This is a genomic window from Streptomyces sp. NPDC001544, from assembly GCF_042894285.1.
Lineage (GTDB): Bacteria > Actinomycetota > Actinomycetes > Streptomycetales > Streptomycetaceae > Streptomyces.
Window position 1 is genome coordinate 1 of sequence record NZ_JBIAVN010000035.1, and the last position, 14,472, is coordinate 14,472.

At 69.4% G+C, this 14,472-nt stretch carries 8 protein-coding genes and 2 pseudogenes; 4 read left to right on the forward strand and 6 right to left on the reverse strand.

The annotated features are described in order from the left end of the window. Positions 1-185: 185 nt before the first annotated feature. From ACFY0F_RS39000 to ACFY0F_RS39010, 3 genes and pseudogenes are all read left to right on the forward strand, one after another. Positions 186-452 (forward strand): annotated as a pseudogene (locus ACFY0F_RS39000) (transposase); the annotation flags it as partial. Positions 453-461: 9 nt separating this feature from the next. Continuing rightward, positions 462-797: pseudogene (locus tag ACFY0F_RS39005) on the forward strand (transposase); the annotation flags it as partial. Positions 798-919: 122 nt separating this feature from the next. Next, positions 920-3,637 carry a BTAD domain-containing putative transcriptional regulator gene (locus tag ACFY0F_RS39010; RefSeq protein WP_388805959.1) on the forward strand — a complete coding sequence of 906 codons (2,718 nt, stop codon included), beginning with the start codon at positions 920-922 and terminating at the stop codon, positions 3,635-3,637. A 456-nt stretch (positions 3,638-4,093) separates the two neighbouring features. Here the strand turns inward: ACFY0F_RS39010 and ACFY0F_RS39015 are convergent, their stop codons facing one another. The 6 genes from ACFY0F_RS39015 to ACFY0F_RS39040 form a co-directional block, all read right to left on the reverse strand. Further along, positions 4,094-4,852 carry a TniB family NTP-binding protein gene (locus tag ACFY0F_RS39015; RefSeq protein ID WP_388805980.1) on the reverse strand — a complete coding sequence of 253 codons (759 nt, stop codon included), beginning with the start codon at positions 4,850-4,852 and terminating at the stop codon, positions 4,094-4,096. 279 nt (positions 4,853-5,131) lie between these two features. Beyond that, entirely contained in the window at positions 5,132-7,165 is a 2,034-nt protein-coding gene (locus tag ACFY0F_RS39020; protein WP_388805962.1) for a Mu transposase C-terminal domain-containing protein, read from the reverse strand. Positions 7,166-7,224: 59 nt separating this feature from the next. Continuing rightward, positions 7,225-8,037: a TnsA-like heteromeric transposase endonuclease subunit gene (locus ACFY0F_RS39025; protein ID WP_388805965.1), complete on the reverse strand. Its 813-nt coding sequence runs from the start codon at positions 8,035-8,037 to the stop codon at positions 7,225-7,227. Between the two features lie 108 nt (positions 8,038-8,145). Next, positions 8,146-9,543: a DNA-binding protein gene (locus ACFY0F_RS39030; RefSeq protein ID WP_388805968.1), complete on the reverse strand. Its 1,398-nt coding sequence runs from the start codon at positions 9,541-9,543 to the stop codon at positions 8,146-8,148. A gap of 620 nt (positions 9,544-10,163) precedes the next feature. Next, the gene (locus ACFY0F_RS39035; protein ID WP_388805971.1) at positions 10,164-12,851 is read right to left on the reverse strand and encodes a Helicase associated domain protein; all 2,688 of its coding nucleotides are present in this window, start codon (positions 12,849-12,851) and stop codon (positions 10,164-10,166) included. Then, positions 12,848-13,189 carry a hypothetical protein gene (locus tag ACFY0F_RS39040; RefSeq protein WP_388805974.1) on the reverse strand — a complete coding sequence of 114 codons (342 nt, stop codon included), beginning with the start codon at positions 13,187-13,189 and terminating at the stop codon, positions 12,848-12,850. Before ACFY0F_RS39040 ends, ACFY0F_RS39035 begins: the two co-directional genes overlap by 4 nt. Before the next feature lie 309 nt (positions 13,190-13,498). On the opposite strand from ACFY0F_RS39040, the gene ACFY0F_RS39045 reads away from it, so the two are divergent. After that, on the forward strand, positions 13,499-13,792 hold the full coding sequence (locus ACFY0F_RS39045) for a hypothetical protein (RefSeq protein ID WP_388805977.1): 294 nt from the start codon (positions 13,499-13,501) through the stop codon (positions 13,790-13,792). The last annotated feature ends 680 nt before the right edge of the window (positions 13,793-14,472 follow it).

Below are 14,472 nucleotides of genomic sequence, written 5' to 3' on the forward strand. Positions count from 1 at the left end.
ACCCGCTGGAACAGCTCCCACAACTCGTCCGGCACCAGCCGCTCAATGATCCCCACCACAGCCGACAGCCTACTCAGCCAAATGAGATGACCTCTAAGAGGTCCTAACAGAAGTTGTTGATCATGTGACTTTCGGTGTGGAGGGTCGTTGGTCTGGTCGTGGGGAAACGACAGTCGCGGCCGTGGATCGTGTCGGATGAACTGGTGGTCGCTGATCGAGCCGTTGCTACCTGAGCCGGGGCCGAAGCTGGTGGAGGGCCGGCCCCGGGTGCCGGACCGCCAGGCCTTGTGCGGGATCTTGTTCGTGCTGCACACCGGCATCCAGTGGGAGTACCTGCCCCAGGAGCTGGGCTTCGGTTCGGGAATGACGTGCTGGCGGCGGCTGGCCGCGTGGAACGAGCCGGGGTGTGGGACCAGCTGCACCTGGTGCTGGTCATGCTCCGCGATGCCGGCCCACGCCGCTCCACCCCGCGTGGCGGCCAGCCCCGCAAGCACGGCGGCGTCCTCACCTTCTCCAAGCCGGAGTCCTGGCACACCCCCGACCAGGCCACGACATGCGACACCACCCGCTACGGCACGGCCGAAGCCCTCGCCTGGGACCGGATGCACCCACGATTGCAGGCCCGTGGCCCCTGGCTCGACCACTGCGGTGAACTCCCGTTGATCCACGGGACGTTGATCCGGCTGAAGGTCGAGCACCTGCCCGGTGACCGCGACCCCAAGCCGGTATGGCTGTGGTCCTCGCGCACCGCCATGACCAGCCAGGACATCGATATCCGCTGGCAGGCGTTCCTCCGCAGTCTTGGTCTGCGTGGCGGCTGTGAGGCACGTGTGGGACCGATCGTTCGCCTGGGATGTGCCTGGCGATGGGTAAGCGACGCTGGAGTGAACGGTGTGCGGGAGCTTCTGGGGAGGGGATGATGACGGCTGAGTTCCGCTTACTGGGGGACATTGAGGCCCGTGTCGATGGCCAACTGGTTGATCTTGGGCATCGTCGACAGCGGTTGGTGTTGGTCGTTTTGCTGGTGGAGGCGAATCGGATCGTGCCTGTCGACCAGTTGGTTGAGCGGGTGTGGGCGGGGCGGCCCCCGCAACGCGCACGGGACACGCTCTACGGTTACGTGCACAGGTTGCGCAAAGCATTGGCTGTCATGGCGGGGGTGGACATCCTTCGGCAAACCGGTGGCTACCTGATCTCGGTCGATGAAGCGCTGGTCGATATGCACCGGTTTAGTGAGCTGATACGACAAGCGCGCGCGGCGCAGGACGACTCGGATGCGATGGCGTTGTTCGACGAAGCGTTGGCATTGTGGCGGGGCGATCCGTTCTCTGGCGTGGACACGCCCTGGCTGAACGACGTCCGGGAGGTCCTGCAGAAGGAACGGTTCGCGGCCGAGCTTGACTTCACCGATCTGCGGCTGGCGCAGGGCCAGCACACGGAGTTGGTGCCCACGTTGGTCAGCCGGGCCGGCGAATACCAGTGGGACGAGCGACTGGCGGCGCAGCTGATGCTCGCCTTGTACCGGTCGGGCCGGCAGGCTGACGCCCTTGCCCGCTACGAACAGACCCGAACGCGGTTGGCCGAGGAACTCGGTCTCGACCCCAGTCCCGCCCTGCGGCAGCTGCACCAGCGGATCCTGACCGCCGACCCGGACCTGGCGGCCTCTGGGCCGCCCGCGACCGCCGCTGCCGAAGAGCCCACACCGGACACTCAACTGGATCGGGCGGCCCGCGAACTGGCCACCGCCATAACCCGGCAGTGGACCGCGGAAGCCGAGATCCGCTCATTGCACCGGCCGGCGCCGGTGCGCTTACGGTGGTCGACCACCGGTCGGCCGGTGACAGGCGCAAGTGAGGTGCTCCGTGGTGACATCTCTGACGTGGCCTTGAAGTTCCGGTCGCTTCCCGTACGTCAACTGGTGGTGCTCGGCGAGCCGGGGGCAGGCAAGACCGTGCTGGCGATCTTGCTGACCCTGGGGCTGCTGGCCGACCGCACGCCGGGCGATCCGACGCCGGTACTGATGTCGCTGACGTCCTGGAATCCCCAACGAGATCACCTGCACACCTGGTTGGCACGCAGGCTGGTGGAGGAGTACCCCGGTCTGGGCAACACCAAGGCGTACGGACGCGATGCCGCGATCCGCCTGGTGACCGATGAGCGGGTGATACCGGTGCTCGACGGCCTCGACGAGACGCCACCGGGCCTGCACACCGCCGCGATCGACGCCATGGACCAGGCGATAGCGGGCGGCCGGCCACTCGTGGTGACCTGCCGCACCAACGAGTACGAGAACGCAGTCCGGAACGGCGCCATCCTTGCCAGTGCCGCGGTGGTGGAGATCGAACCCGTTGAACTCGACGACGCCATAACTTTCCTCACCGCACGCCACCACCGCGGCGACACCCGCTGGCAACCCGTCGTCGAACACCTGCGCCACCACCGCGACGGCCCACTTGCACAGGCGCTGTCTACCCCGCTGATGGTCGACCTCGCCCGGACGGCCTACCGCGACCCCACAAGCGACCCCAGAGAACTTCTTGATCCGCAACAGTTCCCCGACCGAACCACGATCGAGGACCAACTGCTCGACACGTGGATCCCCGCTGTTTATGCCCGACGTCCTCAACCGCCGGGACCGCAGACCGCGGCGGTCCGGAACTACGGTCCGGACCAGGCCCAACAATGGCTGACATTCCTCGCTCGCCACCTACAGCGCCTGCAAACCCGCGACTTCGCCTGGGAGCACCTGGTTTGCGCGCTACCCCGGCCCGTACGAGGACTGGTCTTCAGCCTGCCCGCGGCATGTCTGTTCGCCATCGCCGGCCTGCTGGCCAGAGGCCCCATCCTGGCCTGGGTCTACGGGCTTTCCACCGCCGTGGGCGGTTGTGCCGCCCACGGCTGGGGAACACGGTCAGGACCATTGCGGGTCAACGTTCGCTTCCGGCGCACGGCGTTGCCATTCCTCGGCCGGTTCGTGATCGGGGTGGTCATCAGCGTCGTGATCGGGGTGGTCTGGTCACTCCCGACCTGGACGGTGGTCATGCTCGCGTTCGCTTTCGGGTTCAGCATGGGACTGCACGTCTGGCTGGAGGCGCCGCGGGAGGTAAACCGTGCGTCCAGCCCAGCGACGACCTACGCTCAGGACCGTCTCGCGACACTCGCGGTCGCGTTGTCGGTGGGCGTGTCCATCGGGCTGTTCTACGGGTTCGCGATCTCCGTCAGCCAGCCGCACTCCAACCTCGGCCCGGCCGCGGACCCCTTTCACTTCGTCCGGGCATTGCCGGCCGGACTCGTGTCAGCATTGTTCGGCTGGTTCGCATTCCGGTACATCGGCAGCGTGAGCTACGGACTCGCTGGCTTCGTCATCGGCGGCGAAGCAATGGCCCAACACATTCCGTTGAGCCTCGGCCTCGCGGCAGGAGCGGTATTCGGGCTCGCCATCGGACTCACCACGACACTGTCTCGATCATGGGGTGTCTACCTGCTCAGCAGGGCTTGGCTCGCGCTTCTCGGGCGGACACCCCTGCGACTGAACCAATTCCTCGAAGACGCCCACCGCCGTGGCGTGCTGCGCCAAGCCGGCTCGATCTACCAGTTCCGCCACGCTCGACTACATGACCGTCTCTCACAGACCTGACCACGAGCTCTCGGCCCTGCGACCTCCTCATGTGGCAACCCTCGGTGACTATCCGCATCCTGCAGCCGGTGGTTTCAGTCCTCCCACACTGTCGGGCGGAACACCACTGCTTGCGACAAGGTGGCTTCATCCAGGAGGTGACGGGCTGCCAAGTCATCCTCGTCGCAGCCGACGATGGACGTCGTGCAGATCGGACGGGCCGCCGGTCTGTACGTGCCAGACCTCCTAACGCTCGGAGGGGGGTTTGTTGGTGTGCTGAGTGATTGGTGGCCTGGGGTGTTGTGGGTTTGCTGAGAAGTTGAGTGGGCGGTTAGGTCGGGGTGGGTGGGGGTGTGAGCTGGTCTTATGTGTTCTGCGTGGAGCGTGGCTGGGTGGGTTTTAGGTAGTTCTGGCGTGTAAAGGCCCGGTTGGTGTTTGTGCTGGTCAGGGCTGTTTTGCCTGGTCGGCGGGCAGGGGTTAGCGGTTGCGGGCGGGGCGGTTGTGTCGTTCGGCGAGGTGGTCGAGTCGTACTGCGTCGAGGGCGGCTTTGGTGATGCGTTCGGTGCCGTCGGTGATGGCGGTGATGGCGGCTTGGCGGATGAGCCTGGTGAGGGATCCGATGCGGCCGGCGGTGCGCTGGTGGAGGTAGGGGGCGTGGGCCGGGAGGGTGCCGGGTTTGTGGTGGCGGAGGTCGAGGGCGTTTTCGATGTCGGTGATGACGTCGCGGAAGGGTTCGCGGGTGCCGTGGCGGGCGGGGAGTGGGCCGCAGGTGATGAGGGTGGCGCGCCCGGCGAGTTGAGCGCCCCGTGTCCCGCTGAAGAGGGGGGTGTCGGTGACGTTGATGCCGGCGTAGACGAAGGTGGCGGGCAGGCGTTCGGTGAGGTCTTTGATCAGGTCGGCGGTTTGGGCGCCGGTGGTGGTGCGGGGGTTGAGGCGGTGGATCTCGTCGATGAGGACGAGTTGGACGCCAGCTTGGGTGTAGGTGTGGCAGACGGCGTCGGTGATCTGGGTCTGGGTCATGCGGGTGCTTACGGGGATGCCGAGGTAGCGGGCGAACTCGGTGATGAGGGTTTTCGCGGTGGCGCCGGGCGGGACCAGGATGTACGCCACGGGTGCCGTGGAGTGGGCGGACCCGGGCGGTGGCGGGTTTTTGCGGCTGTGGGCGAGGTGGCAGGCGCGGCCGACATTCAGGAGGGCGGTGGTTTTGCCGGCTGCGGCGGGTCCGGTGACGATCAGGGAGGGCGGTGGCCTGCTGGTGGAGGCCGAGGATCATCAGGGTGCGGACCTGTGTGGCGAGGGCGCTGATGGCGGGGGTGCGGATGGTGACGAACGCGGAGTGGCAGGGGAGGCGTTCGTCGGTGCTGCGGGGTGGGTCGCCGGGCTGGGGCGGTGCGGGCGGGTCGGTGGTGGCGAAGCGGTGCCAGCCCTGCCACGTGGTCAGGGGCCAGGACAGCTCGGCCGCATCACTGTCGCCGGCGCTGACGGGTGTGCTGCCCGCACTCTGCGGGTTCAAGTTCACCACTTGTCGGCTTCCTCGTATGCGTCGTAGAGCCCGAATCCGGCGGCCGTGGCGGGGTGGGTGTCGTCCTCGGGGGGGTCGTCGATGCTGTCGTCCTCGTCGTGCTGCGCTGGCTCGCCGGTGGTGGGGCCGGTGCCGTGGTGCGGGGGCCGTGCGGCGGGAACCGGCAGCGTGGTGGCGCGGGCGAGGAGGGCTTGTTCAGCGGTGGTGGCGTGGCCGGTGTGGACGCGGCGCATGAGCTGGTCGAGGGCGTCGGCCAGACCGGCCTCGTGCTGCTGGGTGTCGTCGTGGTTGTTGTAATGGGTGTGGGTTCTGATGTGCTGCCAGGTGTGGTCGTTGAACGGCTGGTGGACGTGGTCGCGGTGGATCCACGGGATCTCGGTGAGGTGACCGTCGGTGAGGCGGATCCAGATTTGGCGGATGTCATGGGGGTTGTAGTGGATCTCCCACTTCCCGCCCCGGCCGGCGACCGGGGAGGCCTGGCCGCGGTAGGGGGCCAGGAGATCGTGGTCGTAGGTGCGGTGGTGGATCGTGATGCCGGCGGGGGTGATGGCCTGCCAGCGCACGGGCAGCAGTTCGAGGTAGTCGTGGCCGGTCAGCGGGACGGGGACGTGTCCGGCGACGGCGACGAGCGCGGCCCACATCTGGTTCGGGGTGAGGGCTTTGCGGGGCATCAGGGGGTGGCGCAGGCCTTCGTGGGGCCGGTGGTGGTAGTGCACCAGCCACTCATCGAGCAGGTCTTGTAGCTGGGGGACGCTGTAGCAGGCGTCTTTCTCGGTGTCGGGGCCGCGGCGGGTGACGTCCGAGCCGGTGTAGCCGGGCAGGTGCTGGCAGAACAGGTGGTTGATGGTGCCGAACGTCCGCTCGACGATGCCTTTGGCGGTGGGGGCGTGGGGCGGGGCGGGCTGGAGGCTGATGCCGAGGTGTTCGCAGGCGGCGGTGAACGCGGCGGAGACGAAGATCTTGCCGCGGTCGACGACGATCGTCTCGGGCAGGGCGACCGGCCGGGCCGCCGCGCCGGCGAGGCGCTCGTCCACCGCGGCCAGCCGCTGGTGGGGGAGGACAGGGGCGTGGTCCATGCGCAGGATGTCCGGCCAGGTGGGCCGGGCGGGGTGGGGGACGGCCATCTCCGCCAGCAGCAGGGCCGCGTCGACGGCTTTGGTCGCGCTCGGGCAGAGCACGGCGGCGAGGATGGCGCGGGTGGCGACATCGACGGCGATGGTGAGCTCCGGGCGAGCCAGGCGCCCGTCGTCGAAGAGGGCGAGGACGTCCAAGCGGGTGGTGTCGACCTGGACCTGTTCGCCGGGCCGCAACGCCATGGCGGGGGTGAAGGCCCGCCCGTCGACGCTCGCCGGCACCTGCCTCACGAGCCCGGTGGGCAGTTCGCCGGGCCGGGCCAGAGCGGTGACGAGCCGGTACAGCGTGGCCTGGGACGGCGCGGGCACCGTGCCGGGGCCGTGCCGGTCCTCAAGGATCTGGTTGATCAGCGGGAACAGGCCGTTGATGGTGCCCTTGGAGCGGCCGCGGCGGCGGCGCAGTGCCTCGCGGACGGCGGCGATGACCCGTTCGTCGGCCCGCCCGGTGGGGCTGGAGGCGCGGGTGGTGCGGTGATCGAGGAGTCCCCACAGGCCTTGCTTGCGGTAGGCGAGCCGCATGCGCTGCACCGTGGTGCGCGACACCCGGCCGAAGCCGAGCGCGGTCAGCTCCTTCGCCTTGGCGTGCTCCCGCTCGGCCAGCGTGTGCCGCTGCGGGTCGTACTGCTCCCGCACCGTCCCTTCGCTGCCGGGCCCGCCAGGCAGGCCGCATTCGACTTCCCGCACGTGCCGTTGCCAGGCCAGCGCCTTCTCACGCGCCGCGGCGGGGGCGGTCTCGAACAGGCCCCACTTCGGGGCCGTCTGCGGCGCATCGGCCCCGATGACGGTAAAGCCGGGGTCGGCGAACAGATGCCCAGGGAGCACGACCTCACCACCGCCGTCCGGGCCGAGGAGGTGGATGTCCTGCCCCGAGAGGGCGACCACCTGCCATTTCATGCCACGGAAGCGGACGTGAGCACCGACCTTCACGGCCGGCCGGTCATTGCGCCGCGCACTCACCGGGCACCTCCCTCCTTCTTGCTCGGGTCGCTCCAGCCCTGCGGGCCGACGAGGAGGCGTTCGTGCAGCGGCGTGTCGAGATCAGCCGTCAACCGGCCGTGCCACAGAGCGTGGAAGACGCAGGGAAGGACTTCGATCGGGTCGCCGACCGCTTCGGTGCCCTCGATCAGCGGCCGCGGCCGCGTGAACGCCTCGCCGACCGCCGCCATCAGCCCCGGGCGGCCGGCGTTGCGAGGATGGCGGTATCCGGCCAGCCATTTGAGGTTGGCGGCCAGGACGTCATCGAGCGGCGGGATGCGTCGGTAGGTCCAGCCGACGTCCGCGCATGCCTGCGCCACCGCCTCGGCGGCCTTCACCGCTCGTTCGCCGCCGGCGCCCGGGTGGCCGGGGCAGTCGGCGAGCAGCGCGGTGCCGTCGGCACGGCGGGCGAAGAGCTGCGGCACCCAGGAACGCACCTGGCCGCGGCGATTACGCCACAGCAGCCGTACCGGCCGCCCCGCCAGGCCCGTCACATCCGCGTCGCGGTCCAGGACCATCAGCTGGGTGCGCATCGCGTTCGACCCCGCCGCTACGTGCCGCCCGGTGGTTGCCGACCACCACAGGCCCGGCCCCCAGCGCCGCCCCGGCACCACCGGGAACGCCGACACCGGCGCCAAGTCCTCGAACGCCACGGTCATGGCGGCATCCGCCCACCGCTGCTGCACCGCCTGCCCCACCGGGTCGAGGAACACCGCCTCGAACCCGCTGCCCTGGTCGACGGCCGCTCGCTCTGCCCGGCTCCGGTGCCGGGCCGCTCCTGTGCTGCTCACCCGTGCCAGCCAAGTCGCTCCCGCTTGCCCGGACCACTGTTTTCAGTGTTCCTGCCACGAACGAGTGCCGTATCAGCTAACAGTCGACTTCTGGCTGGCGCATCGCTCTCAGCGGTCGTCTTCCTGCCTGTCTGCGGTCAGCATCTTCTGGAGCACCTCGATGGGCAGGTCGACCCACCGGGCCACCTCCTGAAGCGGCACCCCGCCGTTCACCGCCGCCACCGCGGTCCGTTTCCAGGCGTTCTCGATCAGGCTGGCGCTGTGGCCGAGGCCGCGCAGCAGCCGCCGGGCGACCTCGGCGGTCGGACCAGTCTGCACCCCGCGCAGCTGCAGCAACTGCTCCTGGGCGCTGTCGATCGTGCTGGTGATCAGCCTGCGCTGCTCGGCGGCCACCGCAGCCCGCCACTTCGTCCCCGAACCGGGCGCCTTCTTCTCCTTGCCCAGCACCCGCAGCTGGCCGGCCATGGTCGCGGCCTGGTGTTCCTGGCGCAGCCACCACGGGTCGTTGTCGTACCCGGGCAGCCCGCCGGCGCCGCGGCGAAGACGGATGACACTGCCCATCCACGCAAGAAGCGGCCCGCCGTGGTCCGCCGCGGCGAGCGGCCCCAGCCACGGCCGGCCCACCCGCTCACCGAGCGCGCGGCAGAACAACCCGTCCATGGGCAGCGCCCGCGGCCGCCCGGCGCCACTGTCCACCCACACCAGCTCGGCCATGGCCGGGTCCAGCAATGCATCGGCCACCGCCACCACCTCCGGGAAGACGACCGCGTCCCGCCCCACGATCCGCCACCGCTCCAGATCACCGCCTGCATCCCCGCCCGCGACCAGGTGCAGGCGCCCCGGCCAGATCGTCTCCCGCTCCCAGCCGTAAGCCTGCTCCCACCACCGGGTCACCACCGCCTGCGCCAGCGCGAACACCCGCTCCGGCTCCGCACCGGCCCGCACCGCCCGCCGCGCCACCGCCGCCCACCGCCGTTGCGCCGCCACTACCTCCGGCAGACCCCGCAGATCGAGGTGCTCCAACGGCTGGTTGGCGTCCGCGTCCAGCAGCCACCGCCCATGCCGAACACACGCCCGCTCCCACCGCGGCGTGTACCGCACCATGCGCATGGCCGTCCCCGTACGCCGGGCCGTGCACAGGCGGCAGCCGAGCGCCACTGGCCCGGCGACCGCGCCGCCGATCCGCCACGCCGCCGCCGGCACTTGGTCTTCTCCGGCGGGCAGCTTGGCGTCCTCCTGTCCCCAGGACGGCAGCGCCCGCGCCAGCACGCCTTCGGTGACGCCGCACAGGCCTGCCAGGAGTTGCCGTCCGGCTGGGTTCAGCAGTACCTCGGCGTCGGTCCGCGCACCCCCGCCGTCGTGCCCGGGCGGGTAGTTGCGCCACTGCCAGGACGACCGCAACGCCTTCGCTTCCATCCCGTAGCGGCTTGCGATGCGGCAGATCAGCGACGAGGTTGTCTCACCCTGCAGGGGAGCGGTCCGCAGCAGGCCTGGGTGATGGGTCACTCCACCAAGGTCTCGTGTTCGCCGACCGGGCGGGCCGCTTTTGCAATGGATGCCCCAGCGGAATCCAAAGCCGGTTCCCCCAGAACGGCCCCTCGGCTCCCCTGGGCACCCCCGTCGGTTTCTGTCCTAGCGCATGGAGCTTTCTTTTCCCGCTCCCCGCAGCGGCAGCGGCGCGCGGACCAGGTGCTGCGAGTAGGGGACACAGGACGGGACTCCAGCTTGGACGCCTACCGCAACGCATTTCGTACGTTATCCGTACGGCAAAAGTACGTTATGCATACGGTTCGTGGGCTGGTGTGTGGCTCAAGAGGTATTGATGTCCGAGTTGTTCGATCGGATCGATGCGCTGGTTGCGTCCCGGTCTGCGCTGCCGCCGCCTGCGGAAGCGCAGGCGGCGGCATCAGGCGCACGGTCCGACGCTGGACGAGGCCTCGGCCCTGCACGTTCGGCGTGCGACCGTCAGCGAAGACCGAGCCGCGGCCACCGGAGCGCGAGGCGTACGAGCGCCTGCTCGAAGCTCGCATCAGCTCGTTCATCCGCTGCGCCCGCGCCCTCGCGTTCTTCCTGCGTTTCCGTGTCGCCCTGGCTGTGGTCTTCCTACGCCCGTGCGTCCGACGGCTCTAGCCGGACGGAACCGTGGACGGGGCAGGCACCGCTGCAGCCTGCGCCCAGGGCACACCCACGGCGGCGAGGGCGGATTGCTGCTCGGAAGTGAGCTTGCCCCACCTCGCGCGGGTGTTCGATGTCCATACGCCGAGCTTCACGGTCACCGGTTCCGTCTCACCGTCGATCGTGATCTGCTCGCTGTGCTGGCGCGGCACCGCCCGGTCGGCACCCTCCCGCTCCACCCACTGCGTAAGGGCCGCGAGCCCGCGTTGGAAAGCCTGCTGTGCCTTGCTGGGGCGCTTCATCGCACGCGTGGCCGCAGGCGCGGCAGGCGGCGCCTCAGCGGGCTTGATGCCCAGCCCGGACAGCCGCTCCTGCTGCCCGATCGACAGCTGCGCCCAAGCGGCCGGCTGCTTCTGCCGCTGAAGCCACCGTCCGATGTCATCGCCATCGAACAGCACGCCGGGCTGGATCTCGGGCAAGCTCCCGTCGGCGTCGACCAGGTCGGCGAGCACCCGGTAGTGGCGTTGCCAGTCCAGTGGCCACGGGCAGTTCCAGTCAAGGTCGATCGCTGCCAGCTGCTGCGCGCGCACGCGGGCCCGCTCCGGGTCCTTCCCGAGGCCGCCTCTGCGGCGGAGGTTGGCCATGTGCTGCCCCACCGGCACCATCGCCCCGCCCTCGCCCCAGACCGCGTCCTGACGCGGAGCGAGGTGTCCCGTGGCCCGCCGGTAGGAGCGCAGCGCGGCGAGCTTGGCCTCCCAGGCTTCCTCGCCCGGCTCCCACACCATCCCGGCCTCCGGCGCGTCCAGCAGCTCCTTGCGCCGCGGCTCCAGCTCACCCGCCCGCAGCGCCTTCCGCTGCTGGTGCACCCACCTCCCAAGCGGAAACGCCTTCGTCACGCCCACCTTGACCTCAACGTCGTAGGGCACGGCGTACAGGCCGGTGATCTCGTTCTCGCCCCGCCATCGCAGTAGGGCTTGGTAGCCCTGCAGCCAGACCAGGGACTCGGGCCGGTAGACGCGGGTGCGGAGGAAGGCTGCGATGGTGGCGGCGTCGCGCGGGCTGGAGAAGTGGAGCAGCGCGGACTGGGCAGCGGCCTGGGTGTCGTCGTGCTCCTGGTCCTCGCCGTCGGCCCCGATGATCCGCCCGTCTTCGTCGCGTCGGATGTGCACCTTGCGTTTCCCGCTGGTGAGGGCACGGGAGGCGAGCTGTTCGACGAGTCGTTCATCGTGGCTGCGGAGGCCTTGGAGGACGGCTACGAGGGGGCGGAAGCTGGCGGAGGCGACCATGTCGGTCGGATCTTCGCCGGGCTCCAGGAACACCGGCACGATGATCCGCGCGATCTTCGTGCTGCCGTCCCGGTTGAGGCGGAGCGCCCGGCCGATGTTCTGCACGATCTCCACCTGGGAGCCGCGGGTGTCGGCGAAGCACACGGCCTCGACTCCTCGTTCGCCGGTGATGTCGACGCCTTCCCCGAGGACGCGGCAGCTGGCGAGGAAGGCGCGGTGGACCCGGCGGCCGGCGGCGTCGATGCCGTTCGCGAACTGGCGCAGTACCTCGCGCCGCTCGGTGACGAGGTGGTCGCCGCACAGCCACGCCGACCACACGCGGTCCGGGGGTACGTGGCGGCCGGCCTCCAGCTCGTAGAACTCCGCGTCGATCGACGACTTCGGCAGGGCCTCCGCGTCGGCCAGAGCCTCGTCGGAGACCTCGGCTGCGTACAGCTCGGCGGCCGTCTGCGGCATCTTCTCCGCGAACGCCATCGCCTCCTCCACCCGCTGGTGGAAGGTCATGACCGTGCGCAGGTTCCGCGCTGCGGCGTGCTCCAAGAGCGCCGTCTGCAGCAGGGCGAGGCGCCGGCCCCGCTGCGCCTCCTCGGACTCCCCGGTGACGGGGGAGGGGTCGTGGATCTCCAGCACGTCGATCTCGAATCCGGCGAGGATCTCGCGTTCGATCGCCTCCGAGAGCCCGAGCTCGGCAAGCCAGGGCCCGTAGGTCTCGGAGTCCTGGCCCATTGACGCGATCTCCAGCTCCTGGCCGTCCGCGCCTTGCTGCGGCCGGGGGGAAGCAAGGATGCGTGGGGTGGCTGTGAGGTAGAGCCGGAAGTCGGCGGGGATGCGGGCGTTGTCGTGGATCGCCGCCCAGGGCCTGCCAAGATCGCCTGCGGTTGAGTGGGCTTCGTCAATGATGGCGAGCGAAAAACCGTCCATGCGCTGGCCGTACAGGCGCTCTCCACCCGCCAGAGCGGCCTCCAGCGGCCCGCGAACGCTCCTCTGACCGAGCGGGTCCTCCGAGTCCTCGCGGTCCACGAGGGATGCGTACGTGGCGAACACGACCACTGGCCCGGACCTGGCCCACAGGGCAAGCTGGATCGGGTTCGTGGTGGTGCGCACCTCCAGCGAGTTGAGCACCGGGTCGTTCTCCAGCGAGCACACCGCGACCATCGGGGAGCGATGTCCCACCGCCCGCCATGCTTGGGCGGTCTGCACGAGCAGGTCCAGGGTCGGCACGGTGACGAGGATCCGGCCGCCCGGGAAGCATTCCAGCGCGCATGCGGCGGCGGTGATCGTCTTGCCCGATCCGGTCGCGGACACGATCGTGCCGCGCGCCCCCTCCAGTGGGGCAGATGATCTTGTGGGAAATCCGACCCATTTTCGGAACCGTGATTTCTGTTCCACCTGGTGTTCTCGGAGCTGAATCAAAAGATTTCTCCCGACTCGGGAAGGATTTGCGTGACGGAAGCGATCCGGTATCCGCCGCGCTGCTGGTAGAGGCCGCCGTCTCTTCCGTGGACGGCCCAGGCTCTCGCGGCCGCTTCACCGGCTGATGCCGCCATCAGGTGGACGACGGGGGCAGGTACGTCCGGGCCGGAGCTGCCGGCGGTGGGCTGGGCAGCGATCCGATAGACGCGGTGCCGCCGGATTTCCACAGCCGCGACACCTGAGCGCTCGGCCTCGGCCACGTCTGTCATCAACCGCTGCAGACGCTGCGTTTCGTAGCGGATGGCACGCGAGTCGCGGGAGGGCACGTACGCGGCCATCCCCTCCTTCTCCCGCTCAAGTGATGCGGTTCGGGCGGGGCCGTCCTCGCCCTCCCGGCGCGTTCCCGAGCGGCTATCCGACGGTGATCGAGTCCGGCAGCTTTTGCAACCACCCCGAGCCGGGCAAGCTCATGCGGCAGATACTCGTAGATCAACACGCAAGCCCTCCACACCTGGTGTCCCTGAATTACGCCAATGCTACATGCTGCATCACATCGAGATGCAGACGTGCGAGACGCCCGGGAAAGCCCAATGCACAAGATTCCTTCGGCCCTGATGGTCGTGGCATATCGGGGTACACGGCCCCGCATGGCACCGAAGACCGAACGCATCCAGTTCCTGCGGGCCGTGCGTCAGCTGCACCGCGTCCGCTCCTTTTATGCCCTGGGCGCCCTGCTGTGGGCGGCATCCGCCGCCTGGACCGGCTGGCAGGCACCCGGGAGCCGGCAGATGTGGGTGTCCGTCCTCCTCCTGGCCGTCTTCACCGGTCTCCTCGCCACCGCTGGCCTGTCCCTGCGGCGTCTCGCCGTCCCTCCGACAGGTCGGCCCGCGCATCACGCCGCCTCGCACAAGACGACAAGCCCCCGCCACGCCCACGCCTGAGAGCATTCGTCAGCCGCCTTGGAATCCCGACCCTCCCTGGCTGCGTAGCCAGCCCGCCGGCGGATTGCGGGCCAACGGTTCTGAAGGCGGTTGGCGCGGTGCGGGACATGCGGGGAGGGTTTACGGGAATCGGCGGGATATGACCGCTGAACGAAAATGGAGTCCCCCCTTAGCCGGGCGGACGGACAGCCAGCTTCGCAGGGCACGCTGGCTCTTCGCCCTGTTCGGACTTTTCGAACTCGCAGCTTTCGTCTCAGGCCTGGTGAAGAGCTACCCCCACGCCTGGGTTGTTGCGTCCACGGGATGTGGAGCGATCGTCTTTTTCTCTTTGCTCTTCAAGGTTCAGCATCAGCTACAGGCAAACAAGCAAAGCAAGAGCTGACGGCACCCTCTTCCTTGCTGCTGTACGGGCCGCAGGCCCGTTTGCCGCGCGCAGCGCGGTCGAGGCTGGAGCGCAGCGGAAGCCTCCGGCCGGGCGAAGCCCGGCACCGGACTGCAACGCAGGCCGGCTCACTCACGGAGCGCAGCGGAGGGAGCGTCAGTTCCCTTGCGAAGCAAGGGAACTTGTGCGGTGAGCGCAGCGAACCGCTAACGCTCACGCGGAGCGTGAGCGCAACACCCGCGCGCAGCGCGGGTGTTCGCTTGCATCGCGCGCAGCGCGATGGAACCCGCTCCGCGGG